This window comes from Stenotrophomonas sp. NPDC077659 (assembly GCF_050268705.1).
Taxonomy (GTDB): domain Bacteria; phylum Pseudomonadota; class Gammaproteobacteria; order Xanthomonadales; family Xanthomonadaceae; genus Stenotrophomonas.
The window spans coordinates 37,207-63,594 of record NZ_JBNNHG010000002.1 but is presented as its reverse complement, the minus strand read 5'-3'; the positions used below and the strand labels follow the sequence as shown (position 1 = coordinate 63,594).

The window sequence follows — 26,388 nt, the reverse complement described above, 5'->3', positions numbered from 1 at the left end:
CTGGCGGCGTTGCTGGCGCGCGGGGGCAGAGCCGTCCAGCAGGCTGGACGCTACGAGGCGCTCCATGCCAAGCGTTCGGCCAGATAGCGCTGCGATGCGCCCATGCTGCGCACCATCCGCTCGATGAGCGCGATGTCAGCTGCATCGTCCGTGCTGGCGTATTGCCCCGGATCCCGGTTTACCCAAGCGCAGGTCGCGCGCAGCCCATCCCCTTCTGTTACGAAATGCACTTGGGCAATGCAGAATCCGGTCCAGCTGCGATGCAGATGAAGCGTCTGGCCAGCGTAGTAGAGGAACCATTTGTCCTCCATGTCCAACGGGATCAACCCCTTTCCCGCGCACGCAGCTTCGGCGGCATCAAGGTGGAAATCCAGCGCCAGGGTAACGTGACAGTCCGGCAGCGGCTCGGTCTTCCAGGCGGCGGCGGTTGCGACATGTTGGGTCATCGGCGTTGCGAAGTCGGCGGCGGGTGGCTGGACATATTGAGGGCAAAGTCTACGGGATGGCACAGGCCCCGCGGCGCGGGTTGCCGAAGCCCCTCCTGAACAGACGCACGCTCATGACCGCTCACCTGGACAACATTGCGGACCGGCAAAGAACAGCGCGGTTCGCCCTCCGCATCGCGGCTGAAGTTCCTGGATACCGGGCCGATAAGTGGGGTGATGGGTGAGCAAGGCCGCACGCCCAGCGAAGCGGTGGCACGTTCCAGATCGGGGGTGTTTTTGAGTGCTCGAAAGGATTGGGTTGGCCACATGGCGACGGCACTGGGCGCTACGACAGTATGTCTGCTGGCAATGCTCGCCGTCGCTCAAGCCATTCTGTACGTACGTGACAAGGAAGCATCGGAAGCGATAGCGGACGCTGCGGTTGCACGCTCCGAAGCCATTTCGCTGGCGCGGCGCGCGGCGGCGGAGCAGGCTGCCCGGATCGGAAAGCCGCCCTGCTCGGCCGCTGACATCGACGCACTCAGGGAGATCGCATTCCGGTCCAGCTACATCAGCGACATCGGGCGCATCCACGATGGCCGGCTTGTCTGCAGCGCCCTGTGGGGCAGCAGTCGACCCTACAACCTGCCCGCCCCACACCTCTCCGCCGGCCCCATCCAGCTGTGGCATGCGTCTGACCTGGTGGGCTCGCCCTACGCGGGGTCCAATCTGATTGCCGAGGGCGACTCGTTCACCGTGTCCTCGCCTTCGGCCTTCGAGCGCCTGGACCCTGCCCGGACCAGCGCCGTCAGCATCCAGACCAGGGACAGCGCATTTGCCTTCCGCAGCCTGTCCCCCGTCGGTACAGCTGCGAACCGCTCGGCGGTGCATGCCAAGCGTTGCAGTGACGTGGCCAATGTCTGTGTCCATGTGGTCAGCCCACGACATTTACTCGCCGAGCTGCCTGCCGGGCTGCTCGCCGGTATCCTTGCTGCCGGTGCGTCGGTAGGAGCGCTGCTTGCATTTCTGATGATCAGGCACCGGACCATGGCCCGGCAGACCATCCAGCAGCGGTTGGCAGTTGCCCTGAGACGCGATGAGATCGAGCTGGCGTACCAACCGCTACGGCGGATCGGGAGCCACCAGTTGCTCGGGTTTGAAGCCCTCAGCCGCTGGCGGCCCTCAGGCGATGATGAGATCCCGCCGACCATTTTCGTTCCGATTGCCCACCGTCTCGGACTGAGCCCCGAACTATTCCGCTACGTGCTGGTGAGGGCAATGAATGATCTGTCTGCGGCGCTGCGCCAGCACCGGCATCTGTACGTGAGTATCAATGCGGAGCCGGTGGACATGGCGCAGGAATCCATTGTCCGCTACGTCAGCAGCGTCACCGATTCATTTGGCGTGGCTCCTGAGCAGCTGCGGATCGAGATCACCGAGCGGGAGGAGCGTGTCTCTGCCATTGCCAGGAACAACATGGAAGCGCTCTCTGTGCTTGGGTACCGGTTCCTGATCGACGATTTCGGGACAGGCAGTGCAAACTTCTCCCGCCTGGCGCAGTCCCCGTTCCAAGGCATCAAGATTGATCGGATGTTCGTGGCGGCCATCAACGAGGAATCGCCCCTGTGCCCTGTCCTGCCGGGCATGTATCGCATCGCAAGGGAGCTTGGGCTGGAAGTGATCGCAGAGGGGGTGGAAACCGAGGAGCAGGATCTGCTGCTTGCGCGAATCGCCCCCGAGGCCATTGGCCAAGGGTGGCACTATGGCTACCCCCTTTCACTTGCCGAGGCACTGGCCGCCATCGAAGCGGACTGCCCGTGCAGCCATCCCGGCCAGGCTCGGATCAGGCTCGGCGTTGGCCAATGATCCGCCGATGCAGGGATGCCCGAATGCGCCGAGTGCTTCGATCCGGGCAGTCGCGTGACCGCGGCCAGGCTCCAGTTCGGGGCTATACTGCCGATGATAAACGGTGAACCAAGTGCCAGTGCGAGGCCCACCCAATGATTCATTTCACGCGGAGCCTCACTCTGCAGCGCTTGATCCTGGCGCTGGCAACACTTTCTGCCCTGGTGATGCTTGGCAATACTGTCTGGGCCAGCTACCAGGTCCAGCGCAGGCAGCTTGTCGACAGCACGCTGGAAGCCAACCGGGTGTACGCCAACAAGCTTGCGCAGACCACGCAGCACTTTGTGCTCAGTGCGCAGCAGCAGCTGGCGTCCAGCGCCGCGAATATAGGTCGCCACCTGGACCAGGCTTCGGCGCCCGGCGAAGAAGCCGAGCGACTCATGCAGCAGACAGACGCATTCAATTCAGTGGCCGTCGTAGACGCCGCCGGCATGGTCCAAGCCGCTTCCCCTGTGATGCCAGAGCTCAACGGCAGAGCCCTGACCAGTGCGGCAAACCGGCAGGCGCTGGAAAGCCGCTCGCCGCAGGTGAGCAACCCGTTCATCGCCTCCACGGGCAATCTGGTGGTTACCCTCTCCCACCCCATCTTCGATGCCAAGGGTGCCTATGCCGGCTATGTAACGGCGTCCATTCACTTGAAAGAGAAGAACATCCTGCACTCCTTGCTGGGGACGCACTTCTACCGGGATGGCTCCTATCTATATGTGGTCGGACGCGAGGGCAAGCTTCTGTATCATCCTGAGCCTGATCGCATTGGCGAATCAGCCATTCGCAACGACGTAGTGCGCGCGGTAAGTCAAGGCCGGTCAGGAGCGCTGCACACGATCAACAGCCATGGCATCCACATGCTCGCTGGTTTTGCACCCGTGCCCTCCGTCGGATGGGGCGTCGTGGCCCAGCGGCCGTTGGACGCGACCTTGGCGCCGCTCGGAGGCCTGATGTCGACGGTGCTCCTCAACGCCGCCCCGTTGGGCATCCTTTCACTGGTGCTGATCTGGTTCTTCTCACGGCGTATAGCCGCGCCGCTGTGGCAGCTCGCCAGGAATGTACAGGCGAAAGATGTCGGCGAGGCCATGTCCAAGGTCAGGCTGGTGAATTCGTGGTATTTCGAGGCAGCGCAACTGAAACGAGCCGTACTGGTAAGTTTCAGGAGCCTCAGCGAACGCATTGGGAAACTGGATATCGCCGCGCTCACCGACCCGCTGACGCAGCTCTATAACCGGCGGGGCCTGGAGCGGGCGCTGAGCGAGTTCAACCAGTCGGATACCCGCTTCGGGGTCATTGCGTTTGATGTAGATCATTTCAAGACTGTCAATGATCGATACGGCCACACCGCAGGCGACGAAGTGATCGCGGGCCTGGCGCAATTCATGCGCGCCAACGCACGCCCACACGACGTGCTCTGTCGCTTCGGCGGCGAGGAGTTCCTGATGCTGCTGCCGGGCGTGGACGTGCGGGGTGCGGTGAGGGTAGCGGAACGGCTTCGCGAGGCGATTGGGGCGCACGCGTTCCCAGGCGTGGGACAAGTGACAATCTCGGCGGGCGTGAGCCACTTTCCTGAAACGAATGGCGATGCAGATCTCGCCATCAGGCAGGCGGACAAGGCGCTGTACCGCGCCAAGAATGCCGGCAGGAACATGGTCATGGTCTACCAGAGCCCCCCCAGCCGGACCGTCCCACCTCGGCGTGATCCGCTCCGACCCGCGGCCTGCTGGTTCAACAAGAACGATCCGGATGGTTGGCCGGCGCGCAACGATCAATCCACCGTGGATGAGCCGGAAGCATGCAGCGGCCTTCTGCACCCGGCCTTGTCGCAGAGACGGTTACGCTGGTTGCCCCAGCCCTGCGGAGAGCGTTGCCCATGTCCAGCCCCGACAGACGTGGCGGGTGTGCCCTGTGCCGGGATGCACGGCCGCTGGGTTTTGATTTCAGCTATGCCTTCCAACCCATTGTGGATGTGCAGGCACGGCGCGTATTCGCTCACGAAGCGCTGGTACGGGGGGTGGCGGGCGAAGGTGCCCACACAGTGCTCTCCCGCATCACCGATGAGAATCGCTACAGCTTTGACCAGGCATGCCGGGAAAAGGCCATCCAGGCCGCAGCAGGACTGCACATCGCCAGCCAGCTGTCCATCAACTTCTACCCCAATGCCATCTACCGGCCCGACGTCTGCATACGCTCCACCCTGCAGGCAGCGCAGCGGCACGGCTTTCCCATTGAACGCATCATTTTCGAGACAGTGGAAGGCGAGAAGGTCAGCGATGGCGCGTGGCTGGCGGAGATCATGCGCGAGTACAAGCGTATGGGCTTCAAGACCGCCATCGATGACTTTGGTGCAGGATTTGCCGGATTGAATCTCCTGGCCGACTTCCAGCCGGACATCGTCAAGCTGGACATGGCACTGGTTCGAGGCATCGACGGCAGCCCGTCACGCCAGGCGATCGTGGCCGGGGTCGTGGCGATATGCGAGGCACTGCGCATTGATGCCATAGCCGAAGGCATCGAGACCGCTGACGAAGCACGATGCCTTGCGGACCTGGGTATCAGGCTGATGCAGGGCTACTGGTTTGGGCGCCCCGCGTTTGAGGCGGTCGTGCAGGATGCGCAGATCCCCTGGCTGGGCTGAATGGAGTATGCCGATGCTGACCCGATGGAAACTGAAGCTTTCCCATGTAACCCGGCGCATGTGGTTCCGGTCAACGCTCTATGGCGCAATGGGCGTGGTCACCGCGCTTGCCGGGGCCTTCCTCAAGTTCCTCATCCCGACCGGGCTGGCCACGCGAATTGGTGCCGATTCGGTTGGCAACATCCTCGGCATTCTGGCTGCGTCCATGCTGACGGTCACCACGTTTTCGCTGTCCACCATGGTGTCCGCCTATGGGTCGGCCTCTACCAGCGCTACTCCACGCGCTGCGCGCCTGTTGATCGAGGACAGCCGCGCGCAGGGCGCATTGGCCACGTTCATCGGTGCGTTCCTGTTCTCCATCGTCGGGCTGATTGCGCTGAGCACCGGGCTTTATGGGGACAGTGGCCGGTTGGTGTTGTTCGGTGCGACCGTAGGCGTGATCGTGGTCATCACTGTGACGCTGCTGCGTGCCATCGAACAGTTCTCGCGGTTCGGCCGGCTGGGTGAGACGATTGATCTGGTGGAACGTGCCACGCAGGCCGCCATGAAGCGCCGCGCGGCCGATCCCCTGCTGGGCGGTGCTCCACCCCGGCCCGTTGCCGCCCCCGCCGTGCCGCTGGTGGACGAGCGGATCGCCTACGTGGAACACATCGACATGGCACGGCTGGAGACATTGGCCAGCGAACACGCACTGCGTATCCATCTGCGTTGTCAGATCGGTACCTTCGCCACGCCGGCCCGCCCGGTGATGGAGGTCGAAGGAACGGTCAGTGACGAAACGCGCAGCCAACTGCTGGCCGCGCTGAGCTGCAGTGACACGCGCGCCATCGACAACGATCCGCGCTACGGTCTGGTCATCCTGTCCGAGATTGGCCAGCGTGCGATGTCCGCTTCCATCAACGACCCCGGCACCTGCATCGATGTGATCGGTACCTGCGTGCGGCTGCTGCACGCTTGGGCCGGGTACGGCCTGGACGCCTGCCCTGCTGAGGTTCGGTACCCGCACGTCCACATGGCCCCACTGCAGGCCAGTGATCTTCTTGATGATGTCTTTACTCCCATTTCCCGCGATGCGGCGGGATCACTGGAAGTCAACATCCGGCTGCAGAAAGGCTTCGCGGCGCTGCTGCTGGCGCCCGATCCGGCCATCGCCGAGGAAGCCCGCAGGCATGCACAGTGGTCACTGGCGCGCGCGTGGGACACCCTGACCTTCGGGCCGGACCGGGAAGCGCTTCGCGCCGCAGCGTCGGTTCCGCTGCCGTTTGATCCTACCCGGCCAACGTGAACACCGATCCAGAGTCGACCCGGATGTTGGCACCGTTGATGAAACTGGCGCGTTCCGAGCAGAGCAGCATGACGGCAGCGGCAACCTCTTCCGGCCGCCCACGGCGCTTGAGCACCATGCCGGGTCGCTCTTCGTCCAGGAAGGTGCGGATGGCCTCCTCAAAGGACATGCCCTTTTCCCTGGCGCGCTTGTGCATCATCGCGTCGGTCATCGGCGTATGGATGAAGGCCGGCGAGACGGTATTGATCATGACGTTGTCCTTGCCGTACTGCTTGGACAACCCCTTGGCCAGGCTCAGCACGCCCGCCTTGGAGGCGCAATACGGCAGTTCATCGGTATATGGCTGCACGGCATCTTCCGAGGCGAACAGCACGATGCGGCCCCAACCCTTGGAGCGCATTGCGGGGATGGCCTGGCGGCACATGCGCACCGCGCCCATCAGGTTGATGTCCAGGGTGCGCAACCAACCTTCGTCGTCTACATCGAGGAAGTCGCCGGTGGCACCGGTGACGCCGGCCGCGTTGACGTAAATGTCGGGATCACCAAGCTCGGTACGCACGGTGGACCAGATGTGCGCGACGTCCGCCGCCTTGGTGACATCGCCGGCGACAGCGATGACCTTGCCCAGTGGCGTCAATTCCTGCAGGGCCGCATCGAGAGTGCCATCGGGCACGTCGGTAATGGCAACGCGGACGCCTGCCTGCAGCAGTTCGCGTGCGGTCTGTTTGCCCATGCCTGAATCGGCGCCGCTGATCAGCGCGATCCGCCCTTCTATTCCGAGATCCATGAGGTGTCCTTCTTGCGGGAGGAAGTGGTACCGCGCGGCGCCCGCGTCTGCAGGAATCGTTCGGCGGTGCGCAGGCCAAGCGCCATCTGGGTCAGCGCCGGGTTTGCGGACAGAGCGCTGGGGAAAATGGAGTTGTCGCAGATGAAGAGATTGGAGATGTCGAAACTGCGTCCGTCAGCATCCACTACGGCGCTGTCCGGAGAATCGCCCATGCGGCAGGTCCCCAGGGTGTGCGCCGAACGCGCGGCGGCGAAAGTACCGGTGGCACCCGCAGCTTGCCAGATACGGGTCAACTGCTCCTGGGCGTGCGCGTCCAGTGCCTTTTCGTTCGGGCCATAGCTGAAATCAACCCGCGCACGGCGCATGCCGGATGCATCACGCTCATCACTGAGGGTCAGCCGGTTCCCATCCTGCGGCAGGCATTCGCCGTTGATGCCAATGCCGGCCAGGTGCCGATAGGAGGTCAGAGCATCCACCAGCCGCTGGCCCCACAGACCCGCGCCCCGTGCAAAGGTAGTGGCCAGAGTGACCGGCTGCACGCCGAGACTCTGCACCAGGTAGCCGCCCGCAAACGACGCGCCATGCGGCCGGACAAAATCCTCTGTGATGAGTGAGGAGGGGTAGCCGCGGTTCATGCACATGTCCGCGTCGAAGAATCCCCATACCTGGGTGGCCACGTGGGCCATGAAGTTGCGACCGACCTGGTCACTGCTGTTGGCCAGCCCGAGGTTGAGCAGCAGTCGCGGCGTCTCTACGCCGCCCGCGCACAGGAAGACAGCCGAACATTTCACGCGGTGCAGGCGATGGTCGCGCTGATAGACCACCGCGCTGACGCGGCCAAGGCCATCGCATTCCAGGTCTACTGCCCGGCTTCGGTCACTGATCGCCGCACCATGCGCTGTTGCCCACGGCAGCCAGGAGATGTCCATGCTCGCCTTGGCACCGTTGCTGCAGCCCTGATGGCAGGCGCCGCAGTTGTTGCACGGCTGGCGCAACCCCCACTGCGGCTGCTGCCGCGCCTGGCTGACCACGGCGGCGGGTGCATCGGTTGCGCGAACACCCAGCGCGCTGCAGCCGTGCTGCATGGCGTGCGCGGAAGCATTGCGTGGTACGGGGGGGTAGCCATACCGGCGGGCCGGGTCCCACGGATAGTGCGAGGGCCCCGATACGCCGATGAAGGCCTCCACGCGCTGTACGTACGCCAGCAGTTCTGCATCTGCGATGGGCCAATCAACACCCCGGCCTGTCAGCGAACGCAGGCGCAGGTCGCGCGGGTCGGGGCGGGGGCAGAACGCGCCCCAGTGGAGGGTTGACCCGCCTACTCCTTGGCCGGAATTGTTTGCGCCGAACGCGGTCGGGGTCTCACCGCCACTGAGGCGCTCTTCCATCCAGTAGATACCGCTCGCGAGCTCATCGGCCAGATGATCCTCTGGCGCGAATGTGCCACCCGCCTCCAGCACCAGCACCGATACGCCGGCTTCGGCCAGACGGGCTGCCAATGGCGCCCCCCCGGCACCACTGCCAATGATGACTGCATCAGCTGACTCATCCTTCCCGGGGCCATGTCGAGTGCCACTCAGCATGGAAGCTGCCACGCATTGATCGTGCCTGCTTCGGTGTGCTCGTAGCCGGGGCTCTGCGCGCCTTTGCCGCCGACAGCGAACCCGTCGTAGCCAATGGCGGCCCAGGTGGAAGGAAGGCTCATCCAGGTTCTGGCAAACAGCGCTCTGGCATCTTCAAACCAGTGCGCCCACTGCGCCGGCCCCAGCATGCCGTCCTGCGGCGCCACGGCGGCGTGCTGTTGCACCTGCTCCAGCAGCACCTGCTGTGCGGCCGGCTCAAGCGTGGTGAACCCATTGGCGGCAGCATCCAGCTGATCCAGAGCCTGTGCCCACGCATCCGCATCCGCGGACAGATCGGCAAAGCGCCATCCGTCGCTCTCCTGATTCACCAATGCGTGGCCGACGCGCAGTGCCAGATCGTCAGCATCTGCACCGGGTACGAGACGTGCCGCCAAGGCAGAGAGCAGCGCCAGGTGGCGCGTCGGCAACGACGATTCCGCGAGCGGCAGCGGCGTAGCATGCCGGGCCAGCAGCCGGGCCCGCATGCGCGGCGCGACGCGCTCAGCGTCCAGCAGTCGGATGAACGACGGCGGCAGTGCACGGGCGGCCAACGGCAGTGCCCACGCCGCAACCCGCTGGGAAAGCCACTCCGGTTGCTCCACGGGTATCAGATGCGCGGCATCCGGAACGACGTCGACGGACGCGTGTAGATAGTGCGGCGCGTTGAGTGCACGTTGCGCCGCTTCACCGAGGGCGCCATCCTCTGCACCGGCCAGGATCAGGGCAGGTACCCGCAGCTGGGCGGCGTCTTCCTGTCGATGCTCGCAGCTTCCTTCCTCCAACCATGCACGCCACGCAATGGGGTCGGTGCGCAGCACATCGAGGATGGCCGCTTCCCGTATGGCACCCTGTAGCGGCCGCCGGATGTTGGCGTCGATGAATTCTTCAGCATGGGCGCGTGCGGGACTCCCTGAGGCGAACCAGCCAAGCATCTCTCGGCGACGTGCTTCGTCCATGGGCTCGGGGCACGGCGGCGATGCGGCCACCAGCACCACGCCAACCAGGCCCGCCAGGCCCTGCCCCCCCTCACGGCTGCGTGCGGCAAGCAGCGAGGCGATCTTGCCTCCCATGCTGTGCCCCACCAGGAACCAGCAGGAGGGGGAGCGCGAGACGACTTCCCCCTGCAACCAATCCACCATGGCAGCAATGTGGGTGACATCTCCGGCGGCGGTGCCACCAAAGCCTGGAATATCCAGCGCGACACATTCGAACTCATCGCCGAGCGCGCGTTGCACGGCACTCCACTCCCGATGGCTGGCGCCCAGGCTGTGCAGCAGGAAAAGGACGGGACGTTGCATGGCGACCTCGGCGTGTAGCGGCGCGAGCATGGTCGTCAGACCGTCCACGTGGCGTGCAGGACGGTGTCAACGCAGCGCAAATGATCACGTGCTGTTGAGCTCTGCCTCACCTTGTTTGCGCGTGCAGCGCTCTAGGTTCAAGGAACCCCACGTCAGGATCCACATCATGTGCACCCCTACCACTGCACCGGCGGCCTTGCATGCCTGCCGGAGGGTGCGTTGATGTCAACGTTGCCCCAGGCCACCTCTCCCGATGGATCCATCGGCGACATAACGCCGTTGTCGATCGAGCGCAGGCGCCAAGGCGCGCTGCCCATCGAGCAGTATTCCGCACTGGGCGAAGGCCGCTCCGTTGCCCTGACCGGCTGCGATGGCGCCATCGACTGGTGGTGCGCGCCCAACATGGACAGCCCCCCACTGTTTGATCGCCTGCTGGACGGGAGCAATGGCGGCTACTTCAGTATCGCGCCTAACGAGCCCTGCACCGTCGAACGCCGCTACCGGAGCGAGAGCAATGTACTCGAAACCGTCTTTACGACGGCGTCTGGACGCGCTTCGCTGACAGAATCGTTGAACAGCGGCCACGCTGGACGGCTGCCGTGGTGCGAGCTGGCGCGCCGCATTGAGGGCCTGGAGGGCGAGGTCAGCTTTGCCGTGCGCATGCGCCCCGGTACCCGTGCACAGCATGCCAGCCCCTACTGTTCTTCCATTGGCGAGCACACCGTCTTCCACGTGCAGCGACTGCTGGGGGTGGTAGTCCATCATCCGGCATTGCAGCTTAGGTGGACCGACGAGGGCGCCGGTGGGCAATGCGCTGTCCGTGCTGGGGAACGCATTACCGTGGCGCTGGTCGTGGGCGAGGACGAGCCGCTGGTGGCACCGTCGGTGGAGGAAGTGGATGGCCGCATCGATCTGACCGACCGGGAATGGAAAGCGTGGGCCCGTAATGTGTCCTATGACGGCTGGGATCGCGCCACGTTCGTGCGCAGCACACTGGCGTTGAAGCTGTTGCTGTACTCACCCTCGGGCGCCATCGCGGCTGCGGCCACCACTTCGTTGCCCGAGAGGATCGGTGGCGACAAGAACTTCGATTATCGGTATGCGTGGGTGCGCGACGCCGGTTACACCATCCAGGCCTTCCTGGCCGCAGGCCTGGAAGCGGAATCCAAGGCAGCGTTTACCTGGCTGCTGCGCCAGTTGCGCCGCCACGGTCCCAAGGTGGTCTTCACACTCGAGGGCGGCGTGGTTGAGCCGGTGCAGGAACTGCCCATGCGCGGCTACCGCGATACCCAGCCGGTGGTGAAAGGCAATCTGGCCGGGGAGCAGCACCAGCATGGCATCTATGGCGATATCTTCGAGACCGCCTTCTGCTTCGTCGCAGCCGGAAACATTCTCGATGGCGCCAGCGCGGAGTTGCTGTCCAGGATTGCCGACCTGTGCGCGGACCACTGGCGCGCGAAAGATTCCGGCATCTGGGAGTTGCCGGAGCTGGAACACTACACAATGTCCAAGATCAGCTGCTGGCAGGCGTTGGCGCGGGCGGTGGAACTGGCCGACCAGGGTCAACTGCCGACGACGTGCCGTGACCGCTGGCAGCGTGAGCGCGACCGCATCAGTGACTGGATCGGAACCCACTGCTGGTCCGATGCCCTGCAGGCGTTCGAGATGTACCCCGGCAGCGGCAAGCTGGACGCAGCACTGGCATTGGCGGTGCGCTTCCGCTTTGACGGCAGGGAGCGGCTTCTGGCCACCCTGCACGCCATCGACCGTGAGCTGGGCCAATCAACCTTCCACTACCGCTACAGCGGCATGCCCGATGAAGAAGGATGCTTCATCGCCTGCTCTTACTGGATGGCCGAGGCCTATGCGCGACTGGGCTTCGTCGAGGACGCACGCGACCGCGTGGATGCGTTGAACGGTGCGCTCGGCCGGTGCCAGGGCGTCCTCAGCGAAATGGTGGACCCGCTTACGGGCCACTACCTCGGCAACACGCCGCAAGGCTTGAGCCACCTGGCCCAGGTAATGGCCATGGCCACGATTGCAGACACGTTGGGCTGCCCGTGAGCGGCCCTGCCTTCCCCGCCCCACGAAAAGGATTGACCATGAATGACCGTCTGAAGATGCAGGACCCGCGCAGCCAGTACCCCCAGCCGCCCTTCCCCGCCCAGCCGCAGCCGTTGCCGGGCAAGGCGGCGGCAATGGAGCCGGTACCGGACCACGGCGAAACCAGTTACCAGGGCTCGGGCAAGCTGAACGGGCGCCGGGCGCTGATCACCGGCGCCGACAGCGGTATCGGCCGCGCTGCAGCCATTGCCTATGCCCGTGAGGGCGCCGACGTTGCGCTGTCCTACCTGCCCTCTGAAGCCTCCGATGCCGACGAGGTATTCGCACTGATCGAAGCGGAGGGCCGCAAGGCGCTGGCGCTGCCGGGCGACATCACCGACCCGGAATGGTGCAAGGCCATGGTGGAGCGCACGGTAGAAGCCTTGGGTGGCCTGGACATCCTGGTAGTCAATGCGGCGCGCCAGCAGTACCGCGAAAGCATCGCCGAACTCAGTGCGGAGGACTTCGACAAGACCATGAAGACCAACCTCTATGCCATGCACTGGATCTGCCAGGCAGCGGTCCCGCATCTGCCGCCGGGTGCGGCGGTGATCACCACTGCGTCCGTGCAGGCCTACGACCCTTCCGCCATCCTGCTGGATTACGCCACCACGAAGGCAGGCATCGTCGCTTACACCAAGGCGCTGTCGGCACAATTGGTCGAGAAGGGAATCCGCGCCAATGTGGTGGCACCCGGCCCGTTCTGGACGGCACTGCAGTCCTCAGGTGGCCAGCCGACCGAGGCAGTCACCAGGTTTGGTACCCAGGTGCCCATGAAGCGCCCGGGCCAGCCGGTGGAAATAGCGCCGGTCTACGTGCTGCTGGCCAGCCAGGAAGGCAGCTACCTGACCGGCGAGGTCTTCGGCGTGACCGGCGGCGCGGGTATCGCCTGACCCCAGCGCTGGCGCGGGCACACGACCGCGCCAGCGGCTACGGACTCAGCAACACGAGACACCGGCGTGAAGCATCCTGCGTTTTTTCTGAACTGTTAATGATGAACGCGGTCACAAATACCCAGATGTGGCATCGTGTGGACCTTCCACGCTCCACCGATCTGGAAGGAGCAGTACCGCCGCTGCCGAAGGATGTGCGTGTCCAACGATCAATTCAAAGGATTTCCTTCACCGGCAATCAGAAGCCACGAACAAGCGGGCATTGGTGACAGACGGTCGGACATCTTCTTCAGCGCGGTGGAAACCACGCGCATGCCGATGATCATCACCGACCCGCACCGGCCCGATAACCCGATCATCTTCGCCAATCGGGCGTTCGTGGAGATGACCGGATATGAGCGCGAGGAGCTGATCGGCCGCAACTGCCGCTTCCTGCAGGGCCCGGACACCGATCCCGATGCCATCGCCGAGATCCGTGAGGCCATTGCCAGCACCCGCGAGGCGGCGACCGAGGTTCTGAATTACCGCAAGGACGGCTCGACGTTCTGGAATGCGCTGTTTGTATCGCCGGTGTTCGATGACGACGGCACCCTGGTGTACTTCTTTGGCTCCCAGCTGGATGTGTCGCGCCGACGCGACGCGGAGGATTCCCTTCGCCAGGCGCAGAAGATGGAGGCTCTCGGCCAGCTGACCGGTGGCATCGCGCACGACTTCAACAACCTTCTGCAGGTCATGTCCGGTTATCTGGAGATGATCACCGGCAGCTCCGAAGAAGAGCTGCGGCCAGACAGCTTCGTCAGGCGTGCGGCCACGCAGGCACAGTCGGCTGCCAGCAAGGCGGCAGTGCTGACCCAGCAGCTGCTGGCGTTCTCGCGACGGCAGAAGCTGGAAGGCCGTACGGTGAACCTGAACTCCCTGGTGTCCTCCACCGTGGAACTGGCCGCACAGCGCGTCGGCGCAGACGTGGAGCTGGAGATGGATCTGGCCCCCGGGCTGTGGAACTGCAGGATCGACACCACCCAGTTCGAGGTGGCCATCCTCAATCTTGTCATCAACGCGCGGGACGCATTGAAGGGATGTCCGCAACAGCGGGTGCTTCTCACTACGCGCAATGTGGAGGCCTCCAGAACAGGTGCTGCGGGTGAACTCGAGCACCTTCCTGCCGGCCGCCGGGTCTGCATATCAGTGCAGGACAATGGCAGCGGCATGTCCCAGGAGATCGTGCGCCGCGTGATGGATCCGTTTTTCACCACCAAGGAAGAGGGCGAAGGAACCGGTCTTGGCCTGTCCATGGTGTATGGCTTCGTCAAGCAGTCCGGCGGCACGGTGCGTATCGCCTCAGAGCCCGGCATGGGCACGACGGTGAGCCTGTACTTCCCTGCCACGACCGAGGCGCTGAGCAAGGACATCGCACCGTCCAACATGGCCATGGACCGCGGTGGCAGCGAGCGCATCCTGATTGTCGAGGACCGCGACGACGTGGCGGAACTGGCGAAGATGCTGCTTGAAGCTGGCGGATACCAGACCCAGGTCGCCCACGATGGTGCATCGGCCTTGGCGCTGCTGGAACAGGGAGAGGTGTTCGACCTGCTCTTCACCGACCTGATCATGCCAGGCGGCATGAACGGCGTGATTCTGGCACGCGAAGCGAAGCGTCGCCTGCCGAAGATGAAGGTACTGCTGACGACCGGTTACGCCGAGGCCAGCCTGGAGCGCACCGATGCCGGTGGCTCCGAATACGAAGTGCTGAACAAACCGTTCAACCGTCAGCAGCTGCTGCGCAAGGTTCGACTGGTCCTGGAGGGACCCACCGGCGTTGGTTGAGCACAGCGCCCACCTGCTGCGGGGGCAGGCTGGTGCTGATCAAGCACAGAGGGAGAAGCCCCGCGTCAGCGGGGCGTGTCCGAGTGGTTCAGGCGGCAGGCTCTGTCGCGCACTTGAACACGGTCATGCTGCGCGGCGGGGCCAGAAAGTGGCCAACGCCCTTCAGCCCGGCTTCGGATGAAAGGCCAGCATCGGTGGAGAGCAGCAGCAACGCGCTCGGCGAGGTGCCATCATCATCAGAAAGAGTGAATTCGACGCCTTCGTGATAAGCATTGATGACGATCAGCAGGCTGGCGTCGTTGCCGTGCTCGCGAACGCCTGATGCCTGTGCCCTGCCCTCCAGCAGCAGCCCGACTGAGCGCGCGGCGGCGTCATTCCAGTCGTCCTCGGTCATCTCCCGGCCTGCTGGATTCAACCAGGTGAGATCGCGCACGCTGGCCTGCTCGTTGTACTGGCCGTTGAGGAAACGGCCGCGCGTCAGGATCGGATGATCCTGGCGCAGCGCCAGCAGATCACGCACGAACCCGGCCAGCCTGCCTTCGGTGATGTCCCGGTCCCAGTCAATCCATGTGATGTCATTGTCCTGGCAGTAGGTATTGTTGTTACCGCCCTGTGTCTGGGCCCGCTCGTCGCCAGCCAGCATCATCGGCGTGCCCTGTGAGAGCAGCAGCGTGGCAAGCAGATTGCGCATCTGCTGTTCGCGCAGCGTGTTTATGGCTGCGTCTTCGCTCGGACCCTCTGCACCGTAGTTGCACGACGAATCGTTGTTTGAGCCATCACGATTCTCTTCGCCGTTTGCATCGTTGTGCTTGACGTTGTAACTGACGAGATCATTCAACGTGAACCCGTCGTGGGCCGTGATGAAGTTGACCGATGCCCACGGGCGGCGGCCACGCCTGTCGAACAGATCCGCCGAGCCGGTCAGGCGCGTTGCAAACTCCGCAAGCTTGCCTTCGTCACCCTTCCAGAAACTGCGTGCGGTGTCGCGGAACTTGTCGTTCCACTCTGCCCAGCCCGGGGGGAAGTGCCCTACCTGGTAACCACCAGGACCACAATCCCAGGGCTCGGCGATCAGTTTCACCTGGCTCAGCAATGGATCCTGGCCGACCGCATCAAGGAAGCCGCCACGCTGGTCGAAACCGGTGGGTTCTCGGCCCAGGATGGTCGCCAGGTCGAAGCGGAAGCCATCGACATGCATGTCATGCGCCCAGTAGCGCAGAGAATCGCAGACAAAGCGGATCGCCTGCAGGTTGCTCAGGTTGAAGGTGTTTCCGGTACCAGTGTCGTTGATGTAGTACCGCTTGTCTTCGGCCAGACGGTAGTAGCTGGCATTGTCGATGCCCTTGAACGACAGCGTGGGGCCGAGCTCGTTTCCTTCGGCAGTGTGGTTGTAGACCACGTCCATGAGGACTTCCAGCCCTTGGCGGTGCATGGCCTTGACCATGTCGCGGAATTCGTCGCGATGGCCACTGGCCAGGTAGCGCCGCTTGGGCGCGAAGAAAGCCAGCGTGTTGTAGCCCCAGTAATTGCGCAGGCCCTTTTCCAGTAGATGGTTGTCGTCCAGATAGGCGTGGACCGGCAGCAGCTCTACCGCGGTGACACCCAGGCCGCGGATGTAGTCCAGAACGGCTGGCCGGGCGAGGCCGGCGCAGGTTCCGCGGATGTCCTCGCCAACCTCGGGATGGCGCTGCGTATAGCCGCGGACGTGGGTTTCGTAGACGACCGTGCGGTTCCAAGGCGTGAGCAGTCGCTCATCCCCTTCCCAGTCATAGGTGTCCTCCACCACGACGGCCTTGGGCATGAACGGTGCACTGTCACGTTCATCAAAACTGAGATCGCCGTCGGGATGGCCGATGGTGTAGCCATAGAGCTCATCGGCCCAGGTCAGGTCGCCATCGATTTCGCGTGCATATGGGTCGAGCAGCAGCTTGTGATGATTGAATCTATGCCCGTCGGCCGGGGCATAGGGCCCATGCACCCGGTAGCCGTAGCGCTGCCCCGGCTTCACATCGGGCAGGTAGCCGTGCCAGATCTCGTTGGTGTATTCGGGCAGTTCGATACGCTGCTCGTTACCGCCATCATCGAACAGGCACAGTTCAACTTTGGTGGCGTGCGCGCTGAACAGGGCGAAGTTCGTGCCTTGGCCGTCGAACGTAGCGCCCTGTGGAAAGGGGCGCCCTTCGCGGATACGGGAGGCGGAGGTGTAGCGGGAGGGTCTGACCTGGTCGCGCATGGAGGGCTCGGTTTACCGGTTGCGGGCGTGCAGCCGTAGACTGCGGAGCATCGCGGTCCGCCTGTAGAGGCCATGTGGCGGCGGCATCACGCGGATTTGCAGGCTGGTGGTAGCGGCCATGGTGCGTTCCCGGCGGTCAGCGGCGTCTTTTTTCCAGATGCCATCGCTTGACTGTGGGCCTGGCCCTGCGGCGGGAGCCGGTGCAGCGAAAGCGGCCTGTCTCTCCGGCCGCCCCGCAGCTTTCATATCCATCGTGCTCGCACATATGGTTTCCAGCTGCCGGGGTCTGCCGCAGCATCTCCCTTCATTGGGCAAAGAGGCGTGCTGCGTCGCTCATCCCGGCGTGAACGCGGGCAGGCCGCCCACAGGACGAAATGGGTCAAGCGTGCATGCGTGCGAAGGGGTATTCTGATCTGAATCCCTTACCGGTTCCCCGCATGCTGCGTGCTGTTGCCTACCGAAGTGTCGCCGTTGCGGGAATGGATGCGGCCCGCCTGGAACGTATCGTGCACGGGGCCCAGCGCTTCAATCGCATGGCGGGCGTCACCGGCGCAATGCTGTTCGACGGTGCACGTTTCCTGCAGTACGTCGAGGGGCCAGACGATGGTATCGAGGGCGCGATCGGGCGAATCACGGCCAGTGATGAGCACAGTCGGCTTCACGTGATGGGTGATGCCCGGATCGACACCCGCCGGTTTCCGGCGTGGGACATGAGTTGCCTCATGCAGCCCAACACGGTGCTCGACCGGCTGTTCGTCGCTCACTGGGGAAGCTTGGATCATGCCCTTGATGAGGCTGGTAATCCTGTGGGGGGTGTGCTTCTGCTTCGACGGTTGATGGGCTGATAACTGCTTCGGCGCCGGCCGCCGTCGAGCGAACTGGACGCTGCAAGCCAATGGACGATTGTCGGCCAGCGGCCGGCACTACTTCGGCATGGCGATGGGCACTGCCGGCTCGCCGTATACATTGGCCACGAGTGCAGCGAGAAATTCATTGGTCGGGATGCGTTCGCCATTGGTGGAATAGCTGATGGCGGTCCCGTCCTGTGGGTTGTAGATGACCCGGGAATGCGAGCCGAGGACATCGCCGCCGTGGCCCAGGAAACGATGTTGCCCATAGGAGAATGCGGCCAGTCCCCTGCCCCAGCCTTGGCCCGCCGAAGGCATCATCTGCTGCAGGGATGTCCTGCGCAGTACCCTCCCTTGGAAAAGGGCCGTAATGAGCAGGTTCAGGTCATGCGGCGTGCCGGCGATGTCACCCACGCCCACCACGTTGGCGTAGTCGATGTCCTTGATCGGTTCCCACCCCCCTTTGTAGGCGTAGGACAGGAAGGTGTCCGGCTGGGGAACGCTGGCTGAGGCGAAATGCTGGAGGCCCAGCGGTGCAGCAATATCCTGGCCCACCAGATCGGCGTAGGTGCGACCCGATCGCTTCTCCAGGATCATCCTCAGAAGCAGGTACGCCGAGTTGGAGTAGGCGGTGCCCTGCCCAGGTTCGAAGGAGACGCCCTGCCTCTTGATCTCGTCGAGGATTGCCGGCTCGCTGACCTTGTCCACCACCCAGACTGTGCCGTCCTTGAGGGCGAAGTTGCCCAGGCCGCTGGTGTGCGCAAGCAGATCGCCGACGGTGATGGCCTGCGCGGACGGCATATCCGGGAAGAATCCGGACAGCCTGTCATCCAGGCTCAGGCGGCGCTCTTCAATCAGTTTGAAAGCCAGGATGGCCGTGACCATTTTGGTGACGGAGGCGATCTGGTATTTGGTATGGGCGGTGTAGTCTGCATCGCCCAACTGCTTCTGGCCGAAGTGGCGGGCATAGACCTCCTGGCCATCGCGGAAGATGGATATGCTGCCGATGCCGGCGTTGTTGTCTTCTACCTGGTCGAGGAAAGCATCGAGGCGTTCTGCGTGTACATCCAGTGGTGTGGCGGGCGCGACGTTGACCGCGCCGGGCAGCATGAAGACTGGAAGAAGAAGGAGCAGCGTGGCCAGGTTTTTCATGACGTTTGGTTTGAGGGTGCTGAGGGGGAGGCCAGTCGAGCAAGCTCGACGCTACCCGGCCGCGGCGAGGAGGCAGTGCCTCTGCAGCCAGTTGGCCAGGTCCGCCTTCGGCATCGGGCGGGCGAACAGATACCCCTGGAAGTGATCGCAGCCCAGCCCCACCAGCAGATCGCGCTGCGCGCTGGTTTCGACACCTTCGGCCAGCGCGCTCATGCCCATCACCTGGGAAATCTCGACGATTTTGCCCAGCAGGCGCTGGGCGCGCTCCTGGGTGGTGGCTTCAACGACGAAGTCCCGGTCTATCTTCAGTTTGCGCACCGGCAGCGTGCGCAGGGTGGACAATCCTGAGAACCCAGTGCCGAAGTCGTCCAGTGCCCAGGTAACACCAAAGCGTTCAAGCGCTTCCATCTTTTCGATGGTCTCGGCAGTCTCCGCCGACAGCGCCGACTCGGTCAGTTCAAGCTCGATCAACGCCGGATTGACGCCTGCGTCGCCGATGACGGCGCTGACCGCGGCCACGAAGCCAGGGTCCAGCAACTGGATCGGGCTGATGTTGACGGCAACCCGCAGGCCATGGGTTGCCGGCTGGTCCGCCCACTGTGCGAGCAGCACGCAGGCCTGCCGCAGGACTTCAAGGCCCACATCACGGATGAGGCCGCTCTCTTCGGCCTGTGCGATGAACGCACCGGGCGGCAGCAGTTCGCCGGAAGCGCGCCGCCAGCGCACCAGGGCCTCTACGCCGGTAACCACGCCATTACCACGCACCTGCGGCTGGTAATGCACCTCGATTTCGCCGTTGCGTACCGCCCGCCCGAGTTCGCGCTCCAGCCGCACGCGGTTGCCGATATCGATGCGGTAGATGGCGAAGATCACCACCAGCAACGCCATCGCCAGGAAAGTATTTGAGCGGGCGCCCCACGCCCGTACTTCAATTGGCGGCGAGGTACCCGGGGCGAGGAAATCCAGCGCGCCAACAGCAAATGCCGCAAATGTTGCCAGGCAGATCAGCGGGAATACCAGCGAACCGTAACGCTCGCGTGCATCAAAGGTCAACGCAGCGCCTGCGGCCAGGGGCAACAGGAACATATGAGCGGAACGCGGCACCCAGGCAATGGGGGCATCGATGACCGCCACGCCGACCACGGACAGGAACACCCCATGGGCCACGATCAACAGGGACATACCGTCTGCGTGGCGGCTGCGGGTGATCGCCAGCACGCCCACTACCATCAGGCCGGTGAACCCCACGGCCAGTTCGGCGCGGTCAAAATACAGATAGCACAGGGTCCAGGCCAGCCCCAGAAAGACGCAGGAAACACCCGCCAGCTTCAGGATCGTACCGATCTTCTTTCGGCGCGGGGCTTCCTGGAACTTCGGCAGGCCCTGCCATTTGCGTGCTCTGTTTGGCATCCGGCGAAGCGTCCTCTGGGCAACAGGGACGCGCATGGTCGCGGCCCATGCAAAGGGTAGCAAAGGCGGTGCGCCGACCAAAGAGCGTCGATTTTCTGGCGCGCGCCGGGACAGTGTATTGATGGCGAAATGACGTCTGCTGGCGCAGCCCACGGCCAGTCATGGACTGCGTGCCGTCGCATCCGCTCAGTGCGCCTGTAGCGGTCGGCGTGCTTCCAGCGCCTGCTTGATGCGGGCGATATCAGGGCCGCCCGCCTCGGCCAGGCGACGCACCTGCTGCCGTTCAATGGGCGGGAGCGACGTGGCCGATGAGGGGACGTCGTAAAGCAGCGTGGCATCCACCAGCCGCGCGACCGCCTCATGCAACCGCAGGTGCGGGTAAAGCCGCGCTGCGCACCAGCGCTCGGCGAAGCGCTTTCCTTGGGCGATGCTGGCCGCACGCACGCTCTTGGACTGCCACGGCTTCCGGCCCTGCATCCACAGCCGAACATCCGGGCGCCCGTCGGGGGCAACGACGGCTACTTCGCGGGCGTTCCACCACAGCGCCCAGCGTTCGCCGGTCTGGACCCAGCCGGAAGGGATGGGAGCGGTGCGGATGCCTGGGTGAGCGGAGGACGGAAACATGAGGGACAGCGTACGGATGACGGTCGCACACGCTGAGACCGTTTTCCTCAGCCGTGGTGTGACCCGCCCGCCGCACAGCCCCACGCAACCGTGCCCTGCAGATGCCGCAGCAGATGCTCCAGAAACACGCGCACCCTCGGCGCAAGCTGTTTACCCGGGCCATGCACGGCGCTCAGGGGCGAGGTGGCCAGCACATGGTCGGCCAGCACTTCCACCAGGCGGCCGGCGTGCAGATCTTCGGCCACATCCCAGATGGACTTGCGGGCAATGCCGGCCCCCTGGATCGCCAACTGCTGCGCCGCTTCGCCGTCATCGCACAGCGTGCTGGCGGCCAGCGGCACGGAGACGGTTCCGTCGCCCTGGACAAACCGCCAGTGGCTGACCGGCGGGCTGCCACTGGCAATGCAGTCGTGCTGCTGGAGATCGGCCAGGCAGCGGGGAACGCCGCGTTCGTGGAGATAATCCGGTGATGCGCAGAGCACGCGCCGGTTGGGGGCCAGTTCGCGCGCCACCAGGCGCGAATCATCAAGGGCGCCGTAGCGCAGCGCCAGTTCGATGCCCTCGCCCACGACGTCCACGATCTCGTCGCGCAGGCTCAGGTGCACACGCACGCCGGGATGGGCCCGCTGGAAGCTGCGCACCGCCGGCACGACGTGGCGGCGGCCGAATCCATTGGGCGCGGTGAGCGTGAGCACCCCGGCCACGACGTCCTGGCGTTGTTCCAGTGCGGCTTCGGCGGCGTCCACCGCGTCCAGCACATGGCGGCAATGCTGCAGGAAGAGCCGGCCTTCATCGGTGAGCGAGGCCTGCCGGGTGCTGCGGTTAAGCAGGCGTACCTGCAGTCGGCGCTCAAGCGCGGACAAGCGCTTGCTGACCACCGCCAGCGAGATGCCCAGCTCACGCGCCGCTGCCGATAGGCTGCCGCCATGCACGATGCGGTCGAATGTACGCAGCTCGTTGAGGTCCTCGATCACGGCGATGGTTTCCTGTTCGGCAAGAGTGCCTTTCCCATATTGCCATTCCGGAAACAGTCGTACATCCACACAATGTGGCGTGTAGTGCCCGCTGGGGAATGCGGGCCGCAATGACTTCAATACGCACACTGCCGCGACGGGATGCGCGCCATGCTGTGCCATAGCCACCCTCCAGGTAGCCAGACCCATGACCGATGGACCAGACCAGAGCGCCCCGGCGCTGACCCGCCGCCGCTTTTTCCAGGGCCTCACACTGATTCCCGTAGCCGCCGCACTGCCCGGCTGCGGTCCTGCTGCCGCACCCGCGGCGGACCACGGCACCGCACCGGCGGCAGCGGACTACACGCCGCAGTTCTTCAACGCCGCCGAGTGGGCCTTCGTCCAGGCGGCGTGCGACCGGCTGATTCCGGCCGACGAGACCGGCCCCGGCGCCGTTGAATCGGGCGTGCCCGAGTTCCTCGACCGGCACATGCAGACGCCGTACGCGGCGGGCGATATCTGGTACATGCAGGGCCCCTTCCTGGAAGCGCCCAGCGAGTTCGGCTACCAAGGCAAGCTGGCGCTGCGCGATATCCTGCGCGTGGGCATCGGCGCCTTTGATGCGCAGTGCCGCGCACAGTTCCAGGGCAAGGCATTCGCCCAGCTGGACCACGCACAGCAGGAAACGCTGCTGAAAGCCGCCGAGGGCGGCAAGCTGGAACTGGAGGGGATTTCCAGCAAGTTGTTCTTCTCCAATCTGCTGGGAGAGGTGAAGAACGGTTATTTCGCTGATCCCAGATACGGGGCCAACAAGGGCATGGCCGCGTGGAAGATGATCGGCTACCCGGGCATGCGTGCCGACTATCTGGACTGGATTGGCGTGCGCGACAAGGCGTACCCGCTGCCGCCGGTCGATCTGGCTGGGCGGAGGGGCTGAGCGCATGGCCATCACGAAACCGAAAGTCGACGCAGTGATTGTCGGCATGGGCTGGACCGGGGCGATCCTGGCAAAGGAACTGACCGACGCCGGCCTGCACGTGGTTGCGCTCGAGCGCGGTGGCGACCGCGATACCCAGCCTGATTTTGCCTACCCCAACGTGGTGGACGAACTGGAAGGGTCGGTGCACCGCCGCTACCTGCAGAGCCTTTCGCAGGAAACGGTGACCATCCGCCACACACCGGCCGACACGGCCGTGCCCTACCGCCAGATGGGTTCTTTCAAACCCGGCACCGGCGTGGGGGGCGCGGGCAGCCACTGGTCGGGGGCGCACTTCCGGCCTCTGCCGGAAGACATGAAGCTGCGCACTAACGTGGAAGAGCGCTACGGCAAGGGGTTCATACCGGCCGACATGACCATCCAGGATTTCCCGGTGACCTATGCCGAGCTGGAACCGCACCTGCACATGTTCGAGCTGGTGTGTGGCACATCCGGGAAAGCCGGTGTCATCAACGGTGTGGTGCAGGCTGGCGGCAATCCGTTCGAGGGTTCGCGCTCGGCCGAGTACCCATTGGGCCCCAACCCGAATTACCTGGGCGGCGAGTTGTTCTACAAGGCCGCGAGGGAAATGGGCTGGCACCCCTATCCCATTCCCGCCTCCAACGCGTCGGGCCCCTATGTGAACCCGTATGGCTGCCAGCTGGGCCCGTGCAATGCGTGCGGGTTCTGCAGCGACTATGGCTGCCTGAACTATTCCAAGGCCAGCCCCAATGCCTGCATCCTGCCCGTGCTGCGGCAGCGCGCGAAGTTCGAGCTGCGCACGCATTCGCAGGTGCTGAAGGTGGACCTGGACAGCACCGGCAGCAAGGCCACGGGGGTGACCTACCTGGATGCGCAGGGCCGTGAAGTGCAGCAGCCGGCCGATCTGGTGCTGCTGTGCGCGTTCCAGCTGTACAACGTGCACCTGATGCTGCTGTCCGGCATCGGCACGCCGTACGACCCGGAATCGAACACCGGCACGGTGGGCCGCAACTACTCCTACCAGAACCTCAACCGGGTGGTGCTGTTCTTCGACAAGGACGTGCAGGCCAACGGCTTCATCGGCATCGGCGGTGCCGGTACCACCATGGACGACCTCAACGGCAACCAGCTGGACAACACCAAGGCGGGCTTCGTCGGCGGCGGCCTGGTGTGGGCGCGGCAGCCGGGCGCAGGCCCGGTGCGCGGCATCAACGTTCCCAGCGGCACGCCCAGCTGGGGTGCGGCGTGGAAGAAGGCGGCGGCGGACAACTTCCGCCACAACTTCTACTACGAGGTGCAGGGCGCGTGCATGGCCTACCGCCAGCACTACCTGAGTCTGGACCCGACCTACAAGGACAGCTTCGGGCGGCCGCTGCTGCGCATGACCTTCGATTGGCACCCGAACGAGATCAAGGCGTCGCAGTTCTTTGTCGGCAAGGCGATGGAAATGAGCCGTACGCTCAACCCGCTGTCGATGAGCGGTGATGCCAAGAAGGACGGCGAGCACTACAACATCACCAAGTACCAGAGCACGCACACCTGCGGCGGCGCGATCATGGGCGACAACCCGAAGACATCGGCGCTGAACCGCTACCTGCAGAGCTGGGATGTGCCCAATGTGTTCGTGATCGGCGCCAACGCGTTCCCGCAGAACAACGGCTACAACCCGACCGGCCTGGTGGGTGGGCTGGCGTACTGGGCGGCCACCGCCATCCGCGAAAAGTACCTGCCCGATCCGGGCCCGCTGGTGCAGGCATGAGGAGACTCCGATGAAGAAGCTTCTCCTGTGGTGCGTGGCGCTGGCCCTGATCGTGCTGCTGCTGGCACTTGCCTACGCCTTCCTTCCCACCCGCACCCGCGTGCTGGCCCAGGGCGCCGCGCCGGATGCCGCGCTGATCGAGCGCGGCCGCTACCTGGCCGCCGCCGGTGACTGCACCGCCTGCCACACCCGGCCCGGCGGCCAGCCCTTTGCGGGCGGCCTGGCCGTGGCCTCGCCGCTGGGCAACATCTACAGCACCAACATCACCCCGGACAAAGAGACCGGCATTGGCGGCTATTCGCTGGATGACTTCGACCGTGCCCTGCGCCATGGCATCACCCCCGATGGCCGCACGCTGTACCCCGCCATGCCCTACCCGTCCTATGCGCGGCTGACCGACGAGGATGTGCGTGCACTGCATGCCTACTTCCTGCAAGGCGACATCGCACCTGTGAAAGAGGCCAACCGCGCGGCGGACATTCCCTGGCCGTTGTCGATGCGCTGGCCGCTGGCCATCTGGCGCAAGACCTTCGCGCCTGAAGCGGATGCTGTGGCGTTTGATCCCAGCCGTTATTCCAGTCCCGAACTGGCCCGGGGTGCCTATCTGGTACAGGGCTTGGGCCACTGCGGCAGCTGCCACACCCCACGCGGGTTTGCGCTGCAGGAGCAGGCGCTGGATGAAACCGGCAGTGCATACCTGGCCGGTGGCCAGGTCATTGACGGCTGGAACGCTGTGAACCTGCGCGGCAATGCGGCCGATGGCCTGGGCCGCTGGAGCAGCGGGGACATCGTGGACACCCTGCGCACCGCCCGTAATGCACACAGCGCGGTGGTCGGCACGCCGATGGCCGATGTGGTGATGCACAGCACCCAGCACCTGACCGAGGCCGATCTGCGGGCCATGGCGGTGTACCTGAAGAGCCTGCCCGCCAGTGCGAAGGAACCGTCGTCCTACACGACCGACGACGCCACTGCACGCAAGCTGCAGGCCGGTATCAACGACAGCCGCGGCGCCGAGCTGTATGCCGACAACTGCGCGGCATGCCACCGCACCGATGCCAAGGGCCATGCACAGGTGTTCCCGGCCATTGCCGGCAACCCGACGGTGCTGGCGGATGATCCGGTCAGCCTGGTGCGCCTGCTGCTGCACGGCAGCGCCCTGCCCTCCACCGCCAAGCGTCCGTCCAACCTGGGCATGCCGGGGTTTGCCGACCGCCTCAGCGATGAAGAGATCGCGCAGCTGGCGACGTTCGTGCGCCAAGAGTTCGGTAACCACGCTTCGGCCGTAAGTGCAGACCAGGCGAAGGAGGCAAGGACGCAGCTGGAGAAGGAGCGACGCCGTGAGGATGTGGCGCACGACCCGACGGATGCGTCTGCGGACGAAGCATCGGCGAAGTAGCGCGCCATCTGCAAGTAGAAGAGCTCCGGCATCAGCCGGGGCTCCCGCTGCTTGATTCCGCTGTAGCAGCGCCAGCAGATCCTGGCTGACCTTGTCCTTGTGCGGGTCAGTCAGGCCGTGCGGCGCCCCCGGATACACGATCAGCTTTGCGCCCTTGATGAGCTTGGCCGACTGACGGCCGGAAATGTCGACGTGCCGCCCTGATCATCGTCGCCGTGGATGACCAGGGCGGCACGTCGAATTTCTTGAGGTCCGCGCTTCGCCTGGCACGCGGAGGCGGTCGC

18 protein-coding genes and 3 pseudogenes are annotated in these 26,388 nt (G+C 64.6%); 11 read left to right on the top strand and 10 right to left on the bottom strand.

Annotated elements, in window-relative coordinates:
• Positions 1-50: 50 nt before the first annotated feature.
• Complete coding sequence (locus tag ACQKDV_RS00675; RefSeq protein ID WP_427781874.1) at positions 51-446, bottom strand: hypothetical protein; 396 nt, start codon at positions 444-446, stop codon at positions 51-53.
• Between the two features lie 306 nt (positions 447-752).
• Here ACQKDV_RS00675 and ACQKDV_RS00670 point away from each other — a divergent pair, with 306 nt between their 5' ends.
• From ACQKDV_RS00670 to ACQKDV_RS00655, 4 genes and pseudogenes are all read left to right on the top strand, one after another.
• On the top strand, positions 753-2,291 hold the full coding sequence (locus ACQKDV_RS00670) for an EAL domain-containing protein (protein ID WP_427781873.1): 1,539 nt from the start codon (positions 753-755) through the stop codon (positions 2,289-2,291).
• Between the two features lie 134 nt (positions 2,292-2,425).
• Positions 2,426-3,919 (top strand): annotated as a pseudogene (locus tag ACQKDV_RS00665) (sensor domain-containing diguanylate cyclase); the annotation flags it as partial.
• A 272-nt stretch (positions 3,920-4,191) separates the two neighbouring features.
• Positions 4,192-4,956 carry an EAL domain-containing protein gene (locus tag ACQKDV_RS00660; protein ID WP_427781872.1) on the top strand — a complete coding sequence of 255 codons (765 nt, stop codon included), beginning with the start codon at positions 4,192-4,194 and terminating at the stop codon, positions 4,954-4,956.
• A 13-nt stretch (positions 4,957-4,969) separates the two neighbouring features.
• Positions 4,970-6,241, top strand: coding sequence for a DUF2254 domain-containing protein (locus ACQKDV_RS00655; protein ID WP_427781871.1), 1,272 nt, complete (start codon positions 4,970-4,972; stop codon positions 6,239-6,241).
• Here the strand turns inward: ACQKDV_RS00655 and ACQKDV_RS00650 are convergent.
• From ACQKDV_RS00650 to ACQKDV_RS00640, 3 genes and pseudogenes are all read right to left on the bottom strand, one after another.
• Positions 6,225-7,028, bottom strand: coding sequence for an SDR family NAD(P)-dependent oxidoreductase (locus ACQKDV_RS00650; protein WP_427781870.1), 804 nt, complete (start codon positions 7,026-7,028; stop codon positions 6,225-6,227). The two genes, ACQKDV_RS00655 and ACQKDV_RS00650, sit on opposite strands and share 17 nt — an antisense overlap.
• A 50-nt stretch (positions 7,029-7,078) precedes the next feature.
• Positions 7,079-8,611, bottom strand: a pseudogene (locus tag ACQKDV_RS00645) (GMC family oxidoreductase); the annotation flags it as partial.
• The gene (locus tag ACQKDV_RS00640) at positions 8,605-9,948 is read right to left on the bottom strand and encodes an alpha/beta fold hydrolase (protein WP_427781889.1); all 1,344 of its coding nucleotides are present in this window, start codon (positions 9,946-9,948) and stop codon (positions 8,605-8,607) included. The gene ACQKDV_RS00640 and the pseudogene ACQKDV_RS00645, both read right to left, overlap by 7 nt.
• Before the next feature lie 222 nt (positions 9,949-10,170).
• Here ACQKDV_RS00640 and ACQKDV_RS00635 point away from each other — a divergent pair, with 222 nt between their 5' ends.
• The 3 genes from ACQKDV_RS00635 (at position 10,171) to ACQKDV_RS00625 (ending at position 14,768) form a co-directional block, all read left to right on the top strand.
• The gene (locus tag ACQKDV_RS00635) at positions 10,171-12,012 is read left to right on the top strand and encodes a glycoside hydrolase family 15 protein (RefSeq protein ID WP_427781869.1); all 1,842 of its coding nucleotides are present in this window, start codon (positions 10,171-10,173) and stop codon (positions 12,010-12,012) included.
• Positions 12,013-12,050: 38 nt separating this feature from the next.
• On the top strand, positions 12,051-12,944 hold the full coding sequence (locus ACQKDV_RS00630; RefSeq protein WP_427781868.1) for an SDR family oxidoreductase: 894 nt from the start codon (positions 12,051-12,053) through the stop codon (positions 12,942-12,944).
• Between the two features lie 192 nt (positions 12,945-13,136).
• A complete protein-coding gene (locus ACQKDV_RS00625) occupies positions 13,137-14,768 on the top strand; it encodes a histidine kinase famiy protein (protein WP_427781888.1) in 1,632 nt (543 codons plus the stop codon).
• A gap of 88 nt (positions 14,769-14,856) precedes the next feature.
• On the opposite strand, the gene glgX is transcribed toward ACQKDV_RS00625, so the two are convergent.
• Positions 14,857-17,001, bottom strand: coding sequence for a glycogen debranching protein GlgX (glgX, locus tag ACQKDV_RS00620; protein WP_427781867.1), 2,145 nt, complete (start codon positions 16,999-17,001; stop codon positions 14,857-14,859).
• A 437-nt stretch (positions 17,002-17,438) separates the two neighbouring features.
• On the opposite strand from glgX, the gene ACQKDV_RS00615 reads away from it, so the two are divergent.
• A complete protein-coding gene (locus tag ACQKDV_RS00615; protein ID WP_427781866.1) occupies positions 17,439-17,846 on the top strand; it encodes a BLUF domain-containing protein in 408 nt (135 codons plus the stop codon).
• A gap of 78 nt (positions 17,847-17,924) precedes the next feature.
• Here ACQKDV_RS00615 and ACQKDV_RS00610 read toward each other — a convergent pair whose 3' ends face one another.
• The 4 genes from ACQKDV_RS00610 to ACQKDV_RS00595 all read right to left on the bottom strand — a co-directional run bounded on the left by ACQKDV_RS00610 (position 17,925) and on the right by ACQKDV_RS00595 (position 22,009).
• Positions 17,925-19,001 (bottom strand): serine hydrolase domain-containing protein, encoded by a 1,077-nt coding sequence (locus tag ACQKDV_RS00610; protein WP_427781865.1) that lies wholly within the window; start codon positions 18,999-19,001, stop codon positions 17,925-17,927.
• 51 nt (positions 19,002-19,052) lie between these two features.
• Positions 19,053-20,411: a putative bifunctional diguanylate cyclase/phosphodiesterase gene (locus ACQKDV_RS00605; protein WP_427781864.1), complete on the bottom strand. Its 1,359-nt coding sequence runs from the start codon at positions 20,409-20,411 to the stop codon at positions 19,053-19,055.
• Positions 20,412-20,597: 186 nt separating this feature from the next.
• On the bottom strand, positions 20,598-21,035 hold the full coding sequence (locus ACQKDV_RS00600) for a hypothetical protein (protein WP_427781863.1): 438 nt from the start codon (positions 21,033-21,035) through the stop codon (positions 20,598-20,600).
• A 47-nt stretch (positions 21,036-21,082) separates the two neighbouring features.
• Entirely contained in the window at positions 21,083-22,009 is a 927-nt protein-coding gene (locus tag ACQKDV_RS00595; protein ID WP_427781862.1) for a LysR family transcriptional regulator, read from the bottom strand.
• 187 nt (positions 22,010-22,196) lie between these two features.
• Between ACQKDV_RS00595 and ACQKDV_RS00590 the strand changes: the two genes are divergently transcribed.
• The 3 genes from ACQKDV_RS00590 to ACQKDV_RS00580 are packed head-to-tail and all read left to right on the top strand — an operon-like array spanning position 22,197 to position 26,104.
• Entirely contained in the window at positions 22,197-22,925 is a 729-nt protein-coding gene (locus ACQKDV_RS00590) for a gluconate 2-dehydrogenase subunit 3 family protein (RefSeq protein WP_427781861.1), read from the top strand.
• Between the two features lie 4 nt (positions 22,926-22,929).
• Positions 22,930-24,705, top strand: a complete 1,776-nt coding sequence (locus ACQKDV_RS00585) for a GMC family oxidoreductase (RefSeq protein WP_427781860.1) — start codon at positions 22,930-22,932, stop codon at positions 24,703-24,705.
• 10 nt (positions 24,706-24,715) lie between these two features.
• Complete coding sequence (locus tag ACQKDV_RS00580; protein ID WP_427781859.1) at positions 24,716-26,104, top strand: c-type cytochrome; 1,389 nt, start codon at positions 24,716-24,718, stop codon at positions 26,102-26,104.
• 60 nt (positions 26,105-26,164) lie between these two features.
• Here the strand turns inward: ACQKDV_RS00580 and ACQKDV_RS00575 are convergent.
• Positions 26,165-26,360: pseudogene (locus ACQKDV_RS00575) on the bottom strand (alpha/beta fold hydrolase); the annotation flags it as partial.
• Positions 26,361-26,388: the final 28 nt, after the last annotated feature.

Coding starts and splice junctions, on each gene's coding strand:
- ACQKDV_RS00655 (WP_427781871.1), top strand. CDS start 4,970: ATGCTGACCCGATGGAAACTGAAGCTTTCCCATGTAACCCGGCGCATG.
- ACQKDV_RS00590 (WP_427781861.1), top strand. CDS start 22,197: ATGACCGATGGACCAGACCAGAGCGCCCCGGCGCTGACCCGCCGCCGC.
- ACQKDV_RS00660 (WP_427781872.1), top strand. CDS start 4,192: ATGTCCAGCCCCGACAGACGTGGCGGGTGTGCCCTGTGCCGGGATGCA.
- glgX (WP_427781867.1), bottom strand. CDS start 17,001: ATGCGCGACCAGGTCAGACCCTCCCGCTACACCTCCGCCTCCCGTATC.
- ACQKDV_RS00600 (WP_427781863.1), bottom strand. CDS start 21,035: ATGTTTCCGTCCTCCGCTCACCCAGGCATCCGCACCGCTCCCATCCCT.
- ACQKDV_RS00580 (WP_427781859.1), top strand. CDS start 24,716: ATGAAGAAGCTTCTCCTGTGGTGCGTGGCGCTGGCCCTGATCGTGCTG.
- ACQKDV_RS00675 (WP_427781874.1), bottom strand. CDS start 446: ATGACCCAACATGTCGCAACCGCCGCCGCCTGGAAGACCGAGCCGCTG.
- ACQKDV_RS00630 (WP_427781868.1), top strand. CDS start 12,051: ATGAATGACCGTCTGAAGATGCAGGACCCGCGCAGCCAGTACCCCCAG.
- ACQKDV_RS00640 (WP_427781889.1), bottom strand. CDS start 9,948: ATGCAACGTCCCGTCCTTTTCCTGCTGCACAGCCTGGGCGCCAGCCAT.
- ACQKDV_RS00605 (WP_427781864.1), bottom strand. CDS start 20,411: ATGCCAAACAGAGCACGCAAATGGCAGGGCCTGCCGAAGTTCCAGGAA.
- ACQKDV_RS00615 (WP_427781866.1), top strand. CDS start 17,439: ATGCTGCGTGCTGTTGCCTACCGAAGTGTCGCCGTTGCGGGAATGGAT.
- ACQKDV_RS00635 (WP_427781869.1), top strand. CDS start 10,171: ATGTCAACGTTGCCCCAGGCCACCTCTCCCGATGGATCCATCGGCGAC.
- ACQKDV_RS00625 (WP_427781888.1), top strand. CDS start 13,137: ATGTGCGTGTCCAACGATCAATTCAAAGGATTTCCTTCACCGGCAATC.
- ACQKDV_RS00650 (WP_427781870.1), bottom strand. CDS start 7,028: ATGGATCTCGGAATAGAAGGGCGGATCGCGCTGATCAGCGGCGCCGAT.
- ACQKDV_RS00610 (WP_427781865.1), bottom strand. CDS start 19,001: ATGAAAAACCTGGCCACGCTGCTCCTTCTTCTTCCAGTCTTCATGCTG.
- ACQKDV_RS00670 (WP_427781873.1), top strand. CDS start 753: ATGGCGACGGCACTGGGCGCTACGACAGTATGTCTGCTGGCAATGCTC.
- ACQKDV_RS00585 (WP_427781860.1), top strand. CDS start 22,930: ATGGCCATCACGAAACCGAAAGTCGACGCAGTGATTGTCGGCATGGGC.